Raw genomic sequence first — 14588 nt, forward strand, 5'->3', positions numbered from 1 at the left:
GGCGGACGCTCGCCTACGCGGCGGCGGGCAGCGGCCCGTCGTCCAGCGGTTCGTCGAGCGGCGAAGCCGACGCGTGCTCGTACGCCTCGCGGTCGAGGATGTTCTCGCGGGCCGCGACCACGACGGGGACCAGGGCCTGGCCCGCGACGTTCGTGGCGGTGCGCATCATGTCGAGGACCGGGTCGATGGCGAGCAGCAGGCCGACGCCCTCCATGGGCAGGCCGAGCGTGGACAGGGTCAGCGTCAGCATGACCGTGGCGCCCGTGAGACCGGCCGTGGCCGCGGAGCCGACCACCGAGACGAAGGCGATGAGCAGGTACTCCTTGATGCCCATGTGCACGTCGAAGATCTGCGCGACGAAGATCGCGGCGATCGCCGGGTAGATCGCGGCGCAGCCGTCCATCTTGGTGGTGGCGCCGAACGGCACCGCGAAGGACGTGTACTCCTTCGGCACGCCGAGGCGCTCGGTGACCTTCTGCGTGACCGGCATCGTGCCGACGGAGGAGCGGGAGACGAAGGCCAGCTGGATGGCGGGCCAGGCGCCCTTGAAGAACTGGAGCGGGTTGACCTTGGCGGCGAACGCGAGCAGCAGCGGGTAGACGCCGAACATCACCAGGGCGCAGCCGATGTAGATGTCCGCGGTGAAGGTGGCGTACTTGCTGATCAGGTTCCAGCCGTAGTCGGCGATGGCGAAGCCGATGAGGCCGATGGTGCCGATCGGGGAGAGCTTGATGACCCACCACAGGGCCTTCTGGAGCAGCGCGAGGACGGACTCGCTGAGGTCCAGGAGGGGCTTGGCCTTCTCGTCACCGATCTTGAGGATGGCGATGCCCGCGACGGCGGCCATGAAGACGATCTGCAGGACGTTCAGCTGGGTGAACGGCGTGATGACGTCGGTCGGGATGATGCCGGTGAGGAAGTCGATCCAGGAGCCCTCGTGCTCGGGCTTCGCGCCGTCCTTGGGGGTCAGGCCCGTGCCCGCGCCGGGGTTGGTGACCAGGCCGATGACGAGGCCGATGACGACCGCGATCAGCGACGTGATCATGAACCAGAGGAGCGTCCGGGTCGCGAGCCGCGCGGCGTTGTTGACCTTCCGCAGATTGGTGATCGAGATCAGGATGGCGAAGAACACCAGCGGGGCGACGGCCAGCTTGAGCAGGCCGATGAAGGTGTCGCCGACCTTGGAGAGGGTGGTGACGAGCCAGCTGATGTCCTGGCTGCGGGCGAGCCAGCCGAGCAGGACGCCGAGGACCAGACCGCCGAGGATCTGGGCCCAGAAGGGCACCTTGAGGAACCTGGGTATCCGGAAACCGGATCGGGGCTCGTCGGTGGGGGACGCGGAATTCGCGGACACGGACACACTCCGGGTAATGACGGGGGACGTGAGGAGCGGCGGCCCGAAGGGGTCACGGGCGCCGCTGCAGTGCAGATGTCGAAGTCGTTCAGATGACGCGACAGGCCGCGGACATGCAGCGGCAGAGATCGACATGCAGGCGCGCCACGAGCGGGACGCTCATGGCGTTGCGGTGCGCGGCTGCTGTCTTCATGTCGAACACGTTAACACTTGAACTTTGAGTACATCAAAGCCCTTGTTTGAGGTAAGAGGGGTCCCAAGGGTCCCAGAAACGGCGGAACCCCGGTACCGGAGCGGCATGCTCCGGTACCGGGGTTCGCTGCGTGGTAAGTGGGGTGTGACGAACCTTACGACTGCGCGGTGCGCGCCGAGTCGTCGGCGCCGTCCTCCTGGGTGCGGTTGCGCTCCAGGTTGGCCTTGACGTTCTCGACCTTCGCGACGACCTTCTCCGAGGCCCGGTCGCGCTCCTTGCGCAGGAGGACGAAGCTGATGGGCGCGGAGACCACCAGGGAGAGCAGCGCCACCCACAGGAGGTTGGAGCCGCCGAGCCCGCGCGGCACGATGCCGGAGTAGACGAGGCCCCAGACGACCAAGAAGCAGCCCGCGAAGACCCCGAGGCGCATCAGCGTGTAGCGGAGCATGTCAATCCACTCTTCCGTTCCGACATAGGCCCGAGCATCCCGAATCAGCCCGAGCCGGACGAGCCCCTCCAGTGAAGCACGGGGACCCGCCCCCGCAGGAGGCGGGTCAGAACCGCATCGGCTGCGGCGACTCGCGCAGCTCCCGGTCCGGGCCTGCGAACTCGCGGATGACCTCGTAGCGCGTGTTGCGCTCCACCGGGCGGAACCCGGCCTCGCGGATCAGGTCGAGCAGGTCGTCGCGGGTCAGCTTGTTCGGCGTGCCGAAGTTGTCCGCGTCGTGGGTGATCTTGTACTCGACGACGGAGCCGTCCATGTCGTCCGCGCCGTGCTGGAGCGCGAGCTGCGCGGTGGCGAGGCCGTGCATGACCCAGAAGACCTTGACGTGCGGCACGTTGTCGAAGAGCAGCCGGGAGACGGCGAAGGTCTTGAGGGCCTCGATGCCGGAGGCCATCTTGGTGCGGGCCTGGAGCCGGTTGCGGACCTTGCCGTCCTGCACGTCCACGAAGTCGTGCTGGTAGCGCAGCGGGATGAAGACCTGGAAGCCGCCGGTCTCGTCCTGGAGCTCACGCAGCCGAAGGACGTGGTCCACGCGGTGCCGGGGCTCCTCGATGTGCCCGTACAGCATCGTCGCGGGGGTCTTCAGGCCCTTCTCGTGCGCCAGGCGGTGGATGCGGGACCAGTCCTCCCAGTGCGTCTTGTGGTCCACGATGTGCTGGCGGACCTCCCAGTCGAAGATCTCGGCGCCGCCGCCGGTCAGCGACTCCAGACCGGCGTCGATCAGCTCGTCGAGGATCTCCGACGCGGACAGGCCGGAGATGGTCTCGAAGTGGTGGATCTCGGTGGCCGTGAAGGCCTTCAGGGAGACGTTCGGCAGCGCGGCCTTCAGCTCCCGCAGCGAGCGCGGGTAGTAGCGCCAGGGGAGGTTCGGGTGCAGGCCGTTGACGATGTGCAGCTCGGTGAGGTTGTCGGCCTCCATCGCCTTGGCGAGCCGGACGGCCTCCTCGATGCGCATCGTGTACGCGTCCTTCTCGCCCGGCTTGCGCTGGAAGGAGCAGTACGCACAGGAGGCCGTGCACACGTTGGTCATGTTGAGGTGCCGGTTGACGTTGAAGTGCACCACGTCGCCGTTCTTGCGGGTGCGCACCTCGTGGGCGAGACCGCCGAGCCAGGCCAGGTCGTCGGACTCGTACAGGGCGATGCCGTCCTCGCGGGACAGCCGCTCCCCGGAGCGGACCTTCTGCTCAAGGTCGCGCTTGAGCCCTGCGTCCATGTGCCGTACCTCTAACTTTCCGCCGACCGACGACCTGCAACAGACCGCACCAACGGTACTCCCCCACCCTTCGGGCGGGAGGTGCCCCCTGACGGCGCTCCGCGCCTAGACCTCCTCGGGAAGTTCCCCGACCCGGTTCTCCCACTTGGTGGAGAGGACGATCGTCGTCCGCGTCCGCGAGACGCCCTTGGTGCCGCTGAGGCGGCGGATGGTCTTCTCCAGGCCGTCCACGTCGTTGGCGCGGACCTTGAGCATGTACGAGTCGTCGCCCGCGATGAACCAGCAGTCCTCGATCTCGTGCAGGTCGCGCAGGCGCCGGGCGACGTCCTCGTGGTCGGCGGCGTCGGACAGCGAGATGCCGATCAGCGCGGTGACGCCGAGGCCGAGGGACGCGGAGTCGACCGTCGCGCGGTAGCCGGTGATGACACCGGCCGCCTCCAGGCGGTTGATGCGGTCGGTGACGCTGGGCCCGGAGAGACCGACGAGGCGCCCGAGCTCGGCGTAGGAGGCACGGCCGTTCTCGCGCAGAGCCTGGATGAGCTGCCTGTCCACGGCATCCATAGGTCGAAGCCTTTCATTATTTAGCGTTTTCGCGAGTCTACGTGTAGAATCTAAGGCGTAACAGGGTCCAGACCCTGCGAATCTTCCGGATGTTCAGCCGATCAACGACGATCCTTCGAATTCTTCAGGAGTGTTCCCCGTGTACACGATCGAGATGGCCTACGCCCGTATGCGCGAGCTTCAGGACCAGGCCAACCGCTCGCGTGCCCACCTGTCCGCCGCGGCCGCGCGCAAGGCCAAGAAGCGCGCTGCCAAGAAGCGCTAATCCCGTCGCGGGGATGCGGAGCAGTATCGGCTGCGGGTTCGTCGTGGCTGGTCGCGCAGTTCCCCGCGCCCCTTCGGGGCGCTAGCTACCTCCTAGCTTCCCCTCCCATCGGCGGTACAGCTGGTGCGGCACTCCTGCCGCGTCCAGCGTTCGCCCGGCGACGAAGTCCACCAGGTCCTGGATGTGCGTCGCCCCCGCGTAGAACGCCGGAGAGGCGGGCAGCACGATCGCGCCCGCCTCGTCCAGGCTCACCAGGTGCCGCAGCGTCTGCCCGTTCAACGGGGTCTCCCGTACGCAGACCACGAGCCGCCGCCCCTCCTTGAGCGTCACGCTCGCCGCGCGCTGGAGCAGGTCCTTCGAAAGACCCAGCGCCACCCCGGCCACGCACGCCGTGGACGCGGGCACGATCAGCATCCCCTTCGTCGCGTACGAACCCGACGACGGCCCCGCCGCCAGGTCACCGGCCGCCCAGTAGCGCACGTCCTCCGTGCTCACCCCGAACGTGCCCGGCTTGCCGTCCGCGCCCCGTGCCAGCCACTCCTCCAGGTCCTCGCGCCAGTGCGCGTCCCGGAAGGAGATGCCCGTCTCGTCGAGCAGCGTCAGGCGCGAGGCCCGCGAGACCACCAGGTCCACGCTCTCCCCGGCCGCGAGCAGCGCCCGCAGGACCGCCGCGGCGTACGGGGTGCCGGAGGCGCCCGACACCCCCACGACCCAGGGCCTACGCTCCGTGTCTCCCGCGTTCACGCCCCGCAGCCTATCCACGGGCTCACCGCCGCCCGTCATACCGTGAGCCCGCGCACCAGCAGGTCGAGCAGCGCGCACACGAAGAGCGCGATGCCGATGAAGCCGTTGACCTGGAAGAAGGCGCGGTTGAGGCGGGACAGGTCGTGCGGCCGCACGATCGAGTGCTCGTACAGGAACGCACCCGCGACGATGAGCAGACCGAGCCAGAAGAACGCGCCCGCGCCGGTGGCCAGGGCGTACCAGACGAACAGCGCCGTCGCGACGGCGTGGCAGCCGCGCGCGCCCCAGATGGCGGCCGGGACGCCGAACCGCGCGGGCACCGAAAGGACGCCGACCTCCCGGTCGGTCTCCACGTCCTGGCAGGCGTAGATCAGGTCGAAGCCGCCGATCCACACGCCCACCGCGAGGCCCAGGATCGCCGCGGTCCAGGACCACTCGCCGCTGATCGCGAGCCAGGCGCCGACGGGCCCGATGGCCTGCGCGAGACCGAGGATGGCCTGCGGGAAGTTGGTGAACCGCTTGCCGTACGGATAGACGACCATCGGGATCACGGCGACCGGCGCGAGCGCCAGGCACAGCGGGTTGAGCAGCGCGGCGGAGCCCAGGAAGACCACGACGGCGATGAGCGCGCCGGTCCACGCGGACTTCACCGTGACGGCGCCGGTGACCAGCTCGCGGTGGGCGGTGCGCGGGTTACGGGCGTCGATCTCGCGGTCGATGATGCGGTTCGCGGCCATCGCGAAGGTGCGCAGGCCCACCATGCAGATGGTGACCAGGAGCAGCCGCCCCCAGTGGATGTTCTTGTCCCACTCGTACATCGCCGTCAGGGACGCGATGTAGGCGAAGGGCAGCGCGAACACGGAGTGCTCGATCATGACGAGCCGCAGGAAGGCTTTCGTACGTCCCGGCTGCGGCAGCGCGGCGGATGCGGAGCTCACAGGCCGTACTCCCGCCAGCGACGGTCCACGAGCGCGGCGGTGTCCGGGTCCGACTCGACCATGTCCGGCCAGCCCCCGTCGCGGGTGTAGCCCTCCTCGGGCCACTTCTTCGTCGCGTCGATGCCCGCCTTGCCGCCCCAGAACTGCTGGTAGGAGGCGTGGTCGAGATGGTCGACCGGTCCCTCCACGACGGTCAGGTCACGGGCGTAGTCGGTGTTGCCGAGCGCCCGCCACGACACCTCGTGCAGGTCGTGGACGTCGCAGTCGGAGTCCACGACCACGATCAGCTTGGTCAGGGACATCATGTGCGCGCCCCAGATGGCGTGCATGACCTTCTGCGCGTGCTTCGGGTACTTCTTGTCGATCGAGACGATCGCGCAGTTGTGGAAGCCGCCCGACTCCGGCAGGTGGTAGTCCACGATGTCCGGAACGATGATCTTGAGGAGGGGGAGGAAGAACCGCTCCGTCGCCCGGCCCAGCGGGCCGTCCTCCGTCGGCGGGCGGCCCACCACGATCGACTGGAGCAGCGGCCGCTTGCGCATCGTCACGCAGTCGATCGTCAGCGCGGGGAACGGCTCCTGCGGCGTGTAGAAGCCGGTGTGGTCGCCGAAGGGCCCCTCGGGGAGCATCTCGCCCGGCTCCAGCCAGCCCTCCAGGACGACCTCGGCCTGCGCGGGCACCTGGAGCGGCACGGTCTTGCAGTCGACCATCTCGATCCGCTTGCCCTGGAGGAAGCCCGCGAAGAGGTACTCGTCGATGTCACCGGGCAGCGGCGCGGTGGACGCGTACGTCACCGCGGGCGGGCAGCCGAAGGCGATGGCGACCGGAAGGCGCTCGCCCCGGCGCGCCGCCACCTGGTAGTGGTTGCGGCTGTCCTTGTGGATCTGCCAGTGCATGCCGATGGTGCGCCGGTCGTGGCGCTGGAGCCGGTAGAGCCCGAGGTTGCGCACCCCGCTCTCCGGGTCCTTCGTGTGGGTGAGCCCCAGGTTGAAGAAGGACCCGCCGTCCTTCGGCCAGGTGAACAGGGCCGGGAGCCGGTCCAGGTCCACGTCGTCGCCCCGGAGCACGACCTCCTGGACCGGCGCGTCCTTGACCTTCTTCGGCGGCACGTGCGTCATCGCGCCGAGCTTCCCGAAGGCCTCGCGCACCCCGACGAAGCCCTGCGGCAGCTCCGGCCTGAGCAGCCCGCCGATCTTCTCGCTGATCTCGCCGTACGACTTCAGGCCGAGGGCCTTGAGGAGGCGCCGGTCGGTCCCGAACACGTTCATCGCGAGGGGCATGTCACTGCCCTTGACGTTCTCGAAGAGGAGCGCCGGGCCGCCGGACTTCTGGACGCGGTCGACGATCTCGCCGACCTCCAGATACGGGTCGACCTCGGCCTTGATCCGCTTCAGCTCGCCCTCGCGCTCCAGTGCCCTCAGCAGAGAGCGGAGATCGTCATAAGCCATGCGGTCAAGTATCGGTCACCGGCTACCCTGGCCCCGTCACCGGGTACGCCCGGCGCCCGCACTCCGCTCCCTGGGGGATCTCCGACACATGCTCAGGTATCTGCCGTTCCTGCTGGTCCTGGCCGTGTGGATCTACGCCTTCATCGATGTGCTCAACACGCCCGAGAAGGAAGTGCGCCATCTGCCGAAGGTGGTGTGGGTCATCATCGTCCTCCTCTTCGGCGAGGTCCTCCTCGGCCCGATCGCCTGGTTCGTCACCGGCAAGAAACGCCACCCCGCCGCGGGTGGCCCCCGTAGGTCCGGTGGCTGGGTCGCCCCCGACGACAACCCCGAGTTCTTGAAGAACCTGAACAAGGACCTGGACGACAAACGCGACGAGGCCTGAGGCCCCTGCCGGGGGCTTCCTCCCCAATCCCGCCCCTTCCCGAAACCAGGGGGCTCCGCCCCCTGGGACCCCCGTTTGAGGAGCGGGGGTCTGGGGGCGGAGCCCCCAGTTTCGGGAAGGGGCGGGTCTGGGGCGCTCCCCGCGAGGGCACCATAGGCACCATGACGATCCCCACCGTCGACCTGCGCACCTGGCGCACCGGCACCCCCGGCGCCCGCCACGAGATCACCCGGACCGTGGACGAGGCCCTGCGCACCGCGGGCTTCCTCCTCGTCACGGGCCACGACGTGGCGCCCGACCTGCGCACAGCCATCCGCGAGGAGTCCCGCGCCTTCTTCCGCCTCCCGCCCACCACCAAGCAGCGCTACGCCGTACGGGTCGGCGCCCGCGGCTGGCTCGGCCCCGGCGCGGAGGCCAACAGCTACGCGGAGGGCACCCCGTCCCCGCCGGACCTGAAGGAGTCGCTGTCCTTCGCCGCCGACGAACCGACCGGCGACCCGGCCGTCGACGCGGAGTGGTTCGCGCCCAACACCTGGCCCGCCGAGACCCCGGGCCTGCGCACCCCCGTGGAGACGTATCTGTCGCTGATGCGCGCGCTCTCCGACCAGCTCCTCGAACTGCTCGCGGCCGCGCTCGGCGAGCCCGAGGACTTCTTCACCCGCCACACCGGCCACCCCACCTGGGGCTTCAACATCAACTGGTATCCGGGCCGGGACACGGTCGGCACCCCCGAGCCGGGCCAGTTCCGCATCGGCCCGCACACCGACTTCGGCACGGTCACCGTCCTGGACCGGCAGGCGGGCCGGGGCGGCCTCCAGGTGTTCACGGACGCCGACGGCTGGCAGGACGCGCCCTGGGACCCGGCGGCGTTCACGATCAACATCGGTGATCTGATGGCGCGCTGGACCGGCGGCCGCTGGCGCTCCGGCCGCCACCGCGTCCTACCGCCACCGGCCGAGGTGCCCGCCGAGGAGCTGATGTCACTGGTGTACTTCTACGAGTGCGACCCGGGCACGGACGTGCGCGGCACCGACTCGCACACCTATCTGCGCGCCCAGCTGGACGCGATCGCCTCCGGCTGACGCCGCCGACCGCCGCCTTCGGCCGGGGCCGGGTCAGTCCCCGCGCAGCACCAGCGCGAGCAGCCCCGGGAAGCGCGCGTCGAACTCCTCGCGCCGCAGCCGGTTCACCCGCCGCGGGCCCTCGTCGCGCTGCTCGACGACGCCCGCGGCCCGCAGCGCCGCGAAGTGGTGGCTCAGCGCGGCCTTGCCGACGGGCACGTCGAAGCTGCCGCAGGCCCGCGACCAGTCCGGCGAGCCCGCGAGCTCCCGTACCAGGTGCATCCGCACGGGGTCGGCGAGCGCGGCGAGGGCCTCCTGGACGGTGACGTCCTCCAAGCGCGCGTGCACAGGTGCCGCGCGGTGGCTGGTGCGTGGGGCCACGGGCCGCCTCCCCATTCGTGAGGGTCAGGGACTTGCCGAGTGTTCGATGAAAACCATACAGTCCCGAGTGTTCAATGCGGATCGAACACCAAGCACCGGGAGACACCCATGCGCGCAGTCCAGCTCCACGAGTTCGGCGGGCCCGAGGTCCTTGCGGCCGTCGAGACCGACACCCCCGAGCCCGGGCCCGGCCAGGTCGCCGTCGACGTCGCGTACACGGGCGTGAACTTCGCCGACCTCAAGGCCCGCGCCGAGGGCTACCGCGTGCCGGGCCTGCCGTTCGTGCCGGGCCTCGAAGTGGCGGGGCGGGTGCGCGCGGTGGGCGCGGGCGTCGAGGGCGTCGAGGCGGGGCAGGAGGTCGCCGCGCTCACCGCGGGCGGCGCCTACGCCGAGGTGGCCGTCGCCGACGCCGCCACCGTCTTCCCCGTCCCCGCGGGCGTCGACCTGCGGACGGCCGCCACGCTGCCCACCGTGCTTCCCACCGCCCACGCCCTGCTGCACGAGGTCGGCCGGCTGCGCGCGGGCGAGACCGTGCTCGTGCAGGGCGCGGCGGGCGGGGTCGGTACCGTCGTCGGCCAGCTGGCGAAGGCCGCGGGGGCCACCGTGTTCGGCGTGGTGTCGAGCGCGGCCAAGGCGGAGTACGCGCACCGGTACGGCTACGACGAGGTGTTCGTCGACAGCGGGACCGGCTTCGCCGCCGCGGCCCGCGCGGCCACCGGCGGGCGCGGCGTCGACCTCGCCCTCGACCCGGTCGGCGGCGCCGCCTTCCGCGCGGGCCTCGACGCGCTGGCCACCTTCGGCCGCCTGGTCTCGTACGGCAACGCCAGCTCGGCCGAGCCGTGGCGCGTGGGCCAGGCCGAGCTGTTCCCGGGCACGCGGTCCGTGGCGGGCTTCTCCATCCTGACGCTGGCGCGGGAGGACCCGCGAGCGCTGCGCGCGATCGCCGAGCGCGCCTTCGAGGCGGTCGCCGACGGCACCGTCACACTGCCCGTCACCGCCGAGTTCACCCTCGAAGAGGCCGCGAAGGCCCACGAGCTGATGGGCAGCCGCACAACGACGGGCAAGCTGCTGCTGCGCGTGCGCTAAGCGGTCTTGTGGAAGTGTGGCGCGGTTCGGCAGCGCCCCCGAAGGGGCGCGGGGAACTGCGCGACCAGCCACGACGCTCCCGCAGACCATCGACGGCCCCTCGCGGCAATTCCAGCGAAGCGCTTAGGCGTACGTCTCCCGCAGCTCGCGCCACCGGTCCAGGTTCCACGTCGACCAGTCCTTCGGCCGTCCGTCGAGCGCGGCCACCAGGAACTCGAAGTGGTCGTGCCACCCGGCGAGGCAGTCAAGGCGGAAGGCGTCGTCGCCGGTGAGCTCGTTGGTGAAGCGCAGCGTCGCGCCCGCGGCCCCGGCGGGCTCCAGGTGGAACCGGCAGCGCCCGTGCAGGTCGATCGTGTACTCGGCGACGACCTCCGGGTCCCAGGCGGTGATGTGCCCGGAGTGGACCGCGGCGGCCGGGTCGTCCTGGTTGAGCCAGCGCAGGCTCACCGCGCCGCCCAGGCGCGGCTCGAACACGTCGGCGGCGGCGAGCCACCCGGGAAGCCCCTCCGGGGTGGCCACCGCCGCCCAGACCGCCGCCACCGGGTGCGGCAGGCGCAGCACCCAGTGGAGCGTGTGCGTGTCCCCCGTGGTCCGGCTCGTCCCCTGTTCGACCGTCGTCTCACTCATGGCTCCCAGGGTCACGCACCCGAAGCCTCAGGTCACGCAGCTGGGCCGTCGGGGATCAGACCCCGGCGTAGGAGTGCTTGCCGCTGACGAAGATGTTCACGCCGTAGTAGTTGAACAGCCAGCAGCCGAAGGCGATGAGCGCCAGGTAGGCGGCCTTGCGGCCCTTCCAGCCCGCGGTGGCGCGCGCGTGCAGATAGCAGGCGTACGCGACCCAGGTGATGAAGGACCAGACCTCCTTGGGGTCCCAGCCCCAGTAGCGGCCCCAGGCGTCGCCCGCCCAGATCGCGCCCGCGATGATCGTGAACGTCCACAGCGGGAAGATCGCGGCGTTCATGCGGTACGTGAACTTGTCGAGCGAGGCCGACGCGGGCAGCCGCTCCATGACCGAGGTCGCGAACCTGCCGGGCGTGCCGCCGCTCTGCAGCTTGGCCTCGTAGCTGTCCTTGAACAGGTACGCCGCCGTGGACACCGCGCCGACGTAGAAGGCGGCGCCGCAGAAGATCGCGGTGGAGACGTGGATCCACAGCCAGTACGAGTGCAGCGCGGGAACCAGCTGGTCGCTGTCGGTGTACAGGACGGTGACGGCCAGGCCCAGGTCGAGCAGGACCGTGGTGATCAGCGGCAGACCGATCCAGCGGACGTTCTTCTTCAGGGCGAGCAGCCCCAGGAAGACACCGATCGCGACCGTGGAGAAGGTGATGTTGAACTCGTACATGTTGCCCCACGGCGCGCGCTGCACCGAGAGCGCGCGGGTGAGGACACCACCGGCCTCGACGAGGAAGCCGAGCGCGATCATGGAGACGGCGATGCGGCCGTAGAGGTCGCCCTGCTCGTCACCGGCGGCGGCACCCGGGCCGTCCGGCACGTCGCGGTTGCCCGCGGCGGCGCGGGTGACGACCTTGGGCGCGGCCTCGGGCCGCTCCAGGGTGGCCGTGCCGCCCTTGGCCCGTACCGTGACGGCGGGACCGGCGGAGGTCGAGGCCTTGGCGGCGGCCGTCTCCTTCGCCCCGGCGTCCGCGGTGAGCGCGGCGGCGGTGCGGGCGACCTTGCTTCGGCTGCCGAACAGCCACTCCGCCATGAGCGCGAAGAAGGCGAGGAGGTAGACGGCCATCGCGGAGTAGATCAGCACATTGCTGATGTGCGCGAGGTTCTCGTTGGTTTCGGCGGCGAGGGTGGTGGCGAGCGTCACTTCTCAGCCCCTTCGGCAGGAACAGCGGGGGTGGGGTGGGGGTCGTCGGTGTCTGAGGCGCCCGTGCCCTTACCGGACGGTGGGGCGGCCTCAGAGGTATCGGCTGTGTCAGCAGCCTCAGCGGCGGCAGTGGGCCCAGCGGCACCAGCCGCCCCGGTGGCCTCAGCGGGCTCCGGGGCCGCGGCGGTCTCCGGTTCCGTTGTGCTCGGAGCGCGCTCGTGCAGGCTCTCCGCCAGCGCGGCCAGCTCCTCGGGCACCTTGGCGGACTCGCTGCGGCCGAGGCCCGCCATCTCGACGACCGTGACGCCGTCGGCGCCCCGCACCGCCCGGACCCAGACGCGGCGGCGCTGGATGAAGAGCGAACCGGCGAGGCCCGCGATCGCGGCGATCGCGCCGCCCAGGGCCCAGCCGCTGCCCGGCTCCTGGGAGATCTGGAAGGTCGCCCACTGCTTGAGCTCCTTCTCGAAGGTGATCGAGCCCGCGCCGTTCGGCAGCTTCATGGTCTCGCCGATCTTGAGCCGCTTCTTCAGCAGCTCGCCCTTGGCGTCCTTGAACTTCTGCATCTTGCGCGTGTCCAGCTGGTACACGTTCTGCGGGATGCCGGAGTCCACGCCGAGGCTGCCGTGGTACGCGGAGAGCGCGAGCCGCGGGTTGAAGGGCGCGGGGAACTGGGAGAACATCTGGCCGTTGCCCTCGCCCGCGAACGTCGGCACGAAGAAGGCGTTGAAGCCGAGCTGCTCCTTCTTGCCGTTCTTGTCGCGGTAGCCGTCGAGGATCTTGATGGCGCCGGTGGCCGTGCCCATGGAGTCGATGGGCAGCAGCGGCACGGAGACCCGGGAGACGACCTTGCCCCGGCCGTCGCGGACGGTGACCGTGGGAGCGTAGCCGTGGCCGATCAGATAGACCTTCGTGCCGCCCACCTCAAGGGGCTTGTTGACCTCGATGGCCTTCTGCTTCTCCGGCCCGTCGGCGCCCTCGGTGTAGGTCACGTGCGCCTTGTAGGTGCGGGCCGTGCCGCGCTGGGGCCCCGACGTCTCGTACGTGCCCTCGAAGCTGCGCAGCTTGAAGCTGAACGGCTCCAGTTCGTCGGTGCTGAACAGGCTGCCGGACTTGAAGTCGTCGTACTGCGTGAGCGTGTTGGAGAAGCCGTCGCCCTCCATGATCAGCTTGCCGCCCTCGGACTTGAACAGCTGTCCGGCGGCGAAGGCGAGCAGGAGCACGATCAGGGCGATGTGGAAGGCCAGGTTCCCGGCCTCGCGCAGATAGCCCTTCTCGGCGGCGACGGCCCCGCCCACCTGGTGGGAGCGGAAGCGCCGCTGCTTGAGCAGCGCGAGCGCGGCCTCGTTGACCTGCTCGGGCGAGGCGTCGGTGCGCCAGGTGGTGTACGCGGGCAGCCGGGTGAGCCGCTTGGGCGCGGCCGGCGGGCGGCCGCGGAGCTGGCCGACGAACTGCCAGGTGCGCGGCACGATGCAGCCGATGAGCGAGACGAAGAGCAGGATGTAGATCGCGGAGAACCACACCGAGCTGTAGACGTGGAACAGGCCGAGCTTCTCGTAGATCGGCGCGAGCGTGGTGTGGGTGTCCTTGAAGTCCTGGACCTTGAGCTCGTCGGTGCCCTGCTGCGGGATGAGCGAGCCGGGGATCGCGCCGAGCGAGAGCAGGAGCAGCAGGAGCAGCGCGACCCGCATGGAGGTCAGCTGCCGCCAGATCCACCGGAACCAGCCGATGACGCCGAGCGAGGGCAGGGTCGGGCCGCCGCCGGTGACCTCGTCGAGGGGGGCGGTGGACAGCTGCGCACCGGCCGCCCCGAGCTCGTCCTGGGCGGCGGACTCGTCCCGGGTGGTCGTGGTCTTGCTCATGGATCAGATCCCCACCGAGTAGCTGTTCGACCAGACCTGCATCTGCTGCATGACGCTGTCCCAGACGCCGGTCAGCATCAGCAGCCCGGTCACGATCATCATCCCGCCGCCGATCCGCATCACCCAGGCATAGTGCCGCTTCACCCAGCCGAACGCGCCGAGCGCCTTGCGGAACGCGACGGCCGCGAGGATGAACGGGATGCCGAGGCCGAGGCAGTACGCGACGCCGAGGAGCGCGCCCCGCTGCGGGTCGGCGCCCTCGAAGGACAGGACGTTGACGGCCGCGAGCGTCGGGCCGATGCACGGCGTCCACCCTACGGCGAACAGCGCGCCCAGTATCGGGGCCCCCACGAGCCCGGTGGCGGGCCGCTTGTGGAAGCGGAACTCGCGCTGGGTGAGCCAGGGCATGAGGCCCATGAAGAAGAGCCCGAGCAGGAGCATCACCACGCCGAGCACGTTCGTGACGGTGCTCTGGTGCTCCTTCAGGGTCTGCCCGAGGGCCCCGACGAACATCCCGGCGGGTACGAAGATCGCGGTGAAGCCGAGCACGAAGAGCCCGGCCCCCGCGACCATCCGGCCCCGCTTGGCCTCCTCCAGGTCCTGCCCGGTCACGCCGGTGACGTACGAGAGGTAGCCCGGCACCAGCGGCAGGACGCACGGGGAGAAGAACGAGACGAGGCCGCCGAGGATCGCGGCGGGGATCGCGAAGAGCAGGGCCCCGCTCATGACGGTCTGGTTGGGATCGGACACGGCGAGCGTATGGGCGGCGGCGATGGCGG

At 70.3% G+C, this 14588-nt stretch carries 16 protein-coding genes; 4 read left to right on the forward strand and 12 right to left on the reverse strand.

Annotated features, from left to right (window positions below; translation table 11 throughout):
- Positions 1 to 13: 13 nt before the first annotated feature.
- From ACIG3E_RS03300 to ACIG3E_RS03315, 4 genes are all read right to left on the reverse strand, one after another.
- Positions 14 to 1354 (reverse strand): dicarboxylate/amino acid:cation symporter, encoded by a 1341-nt coding sequence (locus tag ACIG3E_RS03300; protein WP_399610578.1) that lies wholly within the window; start codon positions 1352 to 1354, stop codon positions 14 to 16.
- A 347-nt stretch (positions 1355 to 1701) separates the two neighbouring features.
- The gene (locus tag ACIG3E_RS03305; protein ID WP_399610581.1) at positions 1702 to 1995 is read right to left on the reverse strand and encodes a DUF4229 domain-containing protein; all 294 of its coding nucleotides are present in this window, start codon (positions 1993 to 1995) and stop codon (positions 1702 to 1704) included.
- Positions 1996 to 2101: 106 nt separating this feature from the next.
- Positions 2102 to 3265: an aminofutalosine synthase MqnE gene (gene mqnE / locus ACIG3E_RS03310; RefSeq protein ID WP_399610584.1), complete on the reverse strand. Its 1164-nt coding sequence runs from the start codon at positions 3263 to 3265 to the stop codon at positions 2102 to 2104.
- A 105-nt stretch (positions 3266 to 3370) separates the two neighbouring features.
- On the reverse strand, positions 3371 to 3826 hold the full coding sequence (locus ACIG3E_RS03315; protein ID WP_138961196.1) for an Lrp/AsnC family transcriptional regulator: 456 nt from the start codon (positions 3824 to 3826) through the stop codon (positions 3371 to 3373).
- A gap of 139 nt (positions 3827 to 3965) precedes the next feature.
- Here ACIG3E_RS03315 and ACIG3E_RS03320 point away from each other — a divergent pair, with 139 nt between their 5' ends.
- Positions 3966 to 4091: a hypothetical protein gene (locus ACIG3E_RS03320; protein ID WP_267885627.1), complete on the forward strand. Its 126-nt coding sequence runs from the start codon at positions 3966 to 3968 to the stop codon at positions 4089 to 4091.
- Between the two features lie 81 nt (positions 4092 to 4172).
- Here the strand turns inward: ACIG3E_RS03320 and ACIG3E_RS03325 are convergent, their stop codons facing one another.
- From ACIG3E_RS03325 to ACIG3E_RS03335, 3 genes are read right to left on the reverse strand one after another with little or no spacing between them, the layout of a single operon-like run.
- The gene (locus tag ACIG3E_RS03325; RefSeq protein ID WP_399610588.1) at positions 4173 to 4874 is read right to left on the reverse strand and encodes a UbiX family flavin prenyltransferase; all 702 of its coding nucleotides are present in this window, start codon (positions 4872 to 4874) and stop codon (positions 4173 to 4175) included.
- Positions 4871 to 5773, reverse strand: a complete 903-nt coding sequence (mqnP, locus tag ACIG3E_RS03330; RefSeq protein WP_399610590.1) for a menaquinone biosynthesis prenyltransferase MqnP — start codon at positions 5771 to 5773, stop codon at positions 4871 to 4873. The genes ACIG3E_RS03325 and mqnP overlap by 4 nt, the downstream gene beginning before the upstream one ends.
- Positions 5770 to 7221, reverse strand: a complete 1452-nt coding sequence (locus ACIG3E_RS03335; RefSeq protein ID WP_399610592.1) for a menaquinone biosynthesis decarboxylase — start codon at positions 7219 to 7221, stop codon at positions 5770 to 5772. Before ACIG3E_RS03335 ends, mqnP begins: the two co-directional genes overlap by 4 nt.
- Positions 7222 to 7309: 88 nt before the next feature.
- On the opposite strand from ACIG3E_RS03335, the gene ACIG3E_RS03340 reads away from it, so the two are divergent.
- Entirely contained in the window at positions 7310 to 7606 is a 297-nt protein-coding gene (locus tag ACIG3E_RS03340) for a PLD nuclease N-terminal domain-containing protein (RefSeq protein ID WP_366791008.1), read from the forward strand.
- A gap of 161 nt (positions 7607 to 7767) precedes the next feature.
- Entirely contained in the window at positions 7768 to 8688 is a 921-nt protein-coding gene (locus tag ACIG3E_RS03345; protein ID WP_399610596.1) for an isopenicillin N synthase family dioxygenase, read from the forward strand.
- 33 nt (positions 8689 to 8721) lie between these two features.
- Here ACIG3E_RS03345 and ACIG3E_RS03350 read toward each other — a convergent pair whose 3' ends face one another.
- Positions 8722 to 9063: an ArsR/SmtB family transcription factor gene (locus ACIG3E_RS03350; protein WP_399610598.1), complete on the reverse strand. Its 342-nt coding sequence runs from the start codon at positions 9061 to 9063 to the stop codon at positions 8722 to 8724.
- A 93-nt stretch (positions 9064 to 9156) separates the two neighbouring features.
- On the opposite strand from ACIG3E_RS03350, the gene ACIG3E_RS03355 reads away from it, so the two are divergent.
- Positions 9157 to 10134, forward strand: a complete 978-nt coding sequence (locus tag ACIG3E_RS03355) for a zinc-binding alcohol dehydrogenase family protein (RefSeq protein WP_399610601.1) — start codon at positions 9157 to 9159, stop codon at positions 10132 to 10134.
- Between the two features lie 123 nt (positions 10135 to 10257).
- Here ACIG3E_RS03355 and ACIG3E_RS03360 read toward each other — a convergent pair whose 3' ends face one another.
- Genes ACIG3E_RS03360 through ACIG3E_RS03375 form a run of 4 tightly spaced genes read right to left on the reverse strand, consistent with a single transcriptional unit; the run spans position 10258 to position 14583 of the window.
- Entirely contained in the window at positions 10258 to 10761 is a 504-nt protein-coding gene (locus ACIG3E_RS03360) for an SRPBCC domain-containing protein (protein WP_399610604.1), read from the reverse strand.
- Positions 10762 to 10816: 55 nt separating this feature from the next.
- Positions 10817 to 11950: a c-type cytochrome biogenesis protein CcsB gene (gene ccsB, locus ACIG3E_RS03365; protein ID WP_399610607.1), complete on the reverse strand. Its 1134-nt coding sequence runs from the start codon at positions 11948 to 11950 to the stop codon at positions 10817 to 10819.
- Positions 11947 to 13809: a cytochrome c biogenesis protein ResB gene (locus ACIG3E_RS03370; protein WP_399610610.1), complete on the reverse strand. Its 1863-nt coding sequence runs from the start codon at positions 13807 to 13809 to the stop codon at positions 11947 to 11949. The genes ccsB and ACIG3E_RS03370 overlap by 4 nt, the downstream gene beginning before the upstream one ends.
- Before the next feature lie 3 nt (positions 13810 to 13812).
- Complete coding sequence (locus ACIG3E_RS03375; protein ID WP_399610777.1) at positions 13813 to 14583, reverse strand: cytochrome c biogenesis CcdA family protein; 771 nt, start codon at positions 14581 to 14583, stop codon at positions 13813 to 13815.
- Between the last annotated feature and the right edge of the window lie 5 nt (positions 14584 to 14588).

Source organism: Streptomyces sp. NPDC053474, assembly GCF_044544845.1.
Classification (GTDB): domain Bacteria; phylum Actinomycetota; class Actinomycetes; order Streptomycetales; family Streptomycetaceae; genus Streptomyces.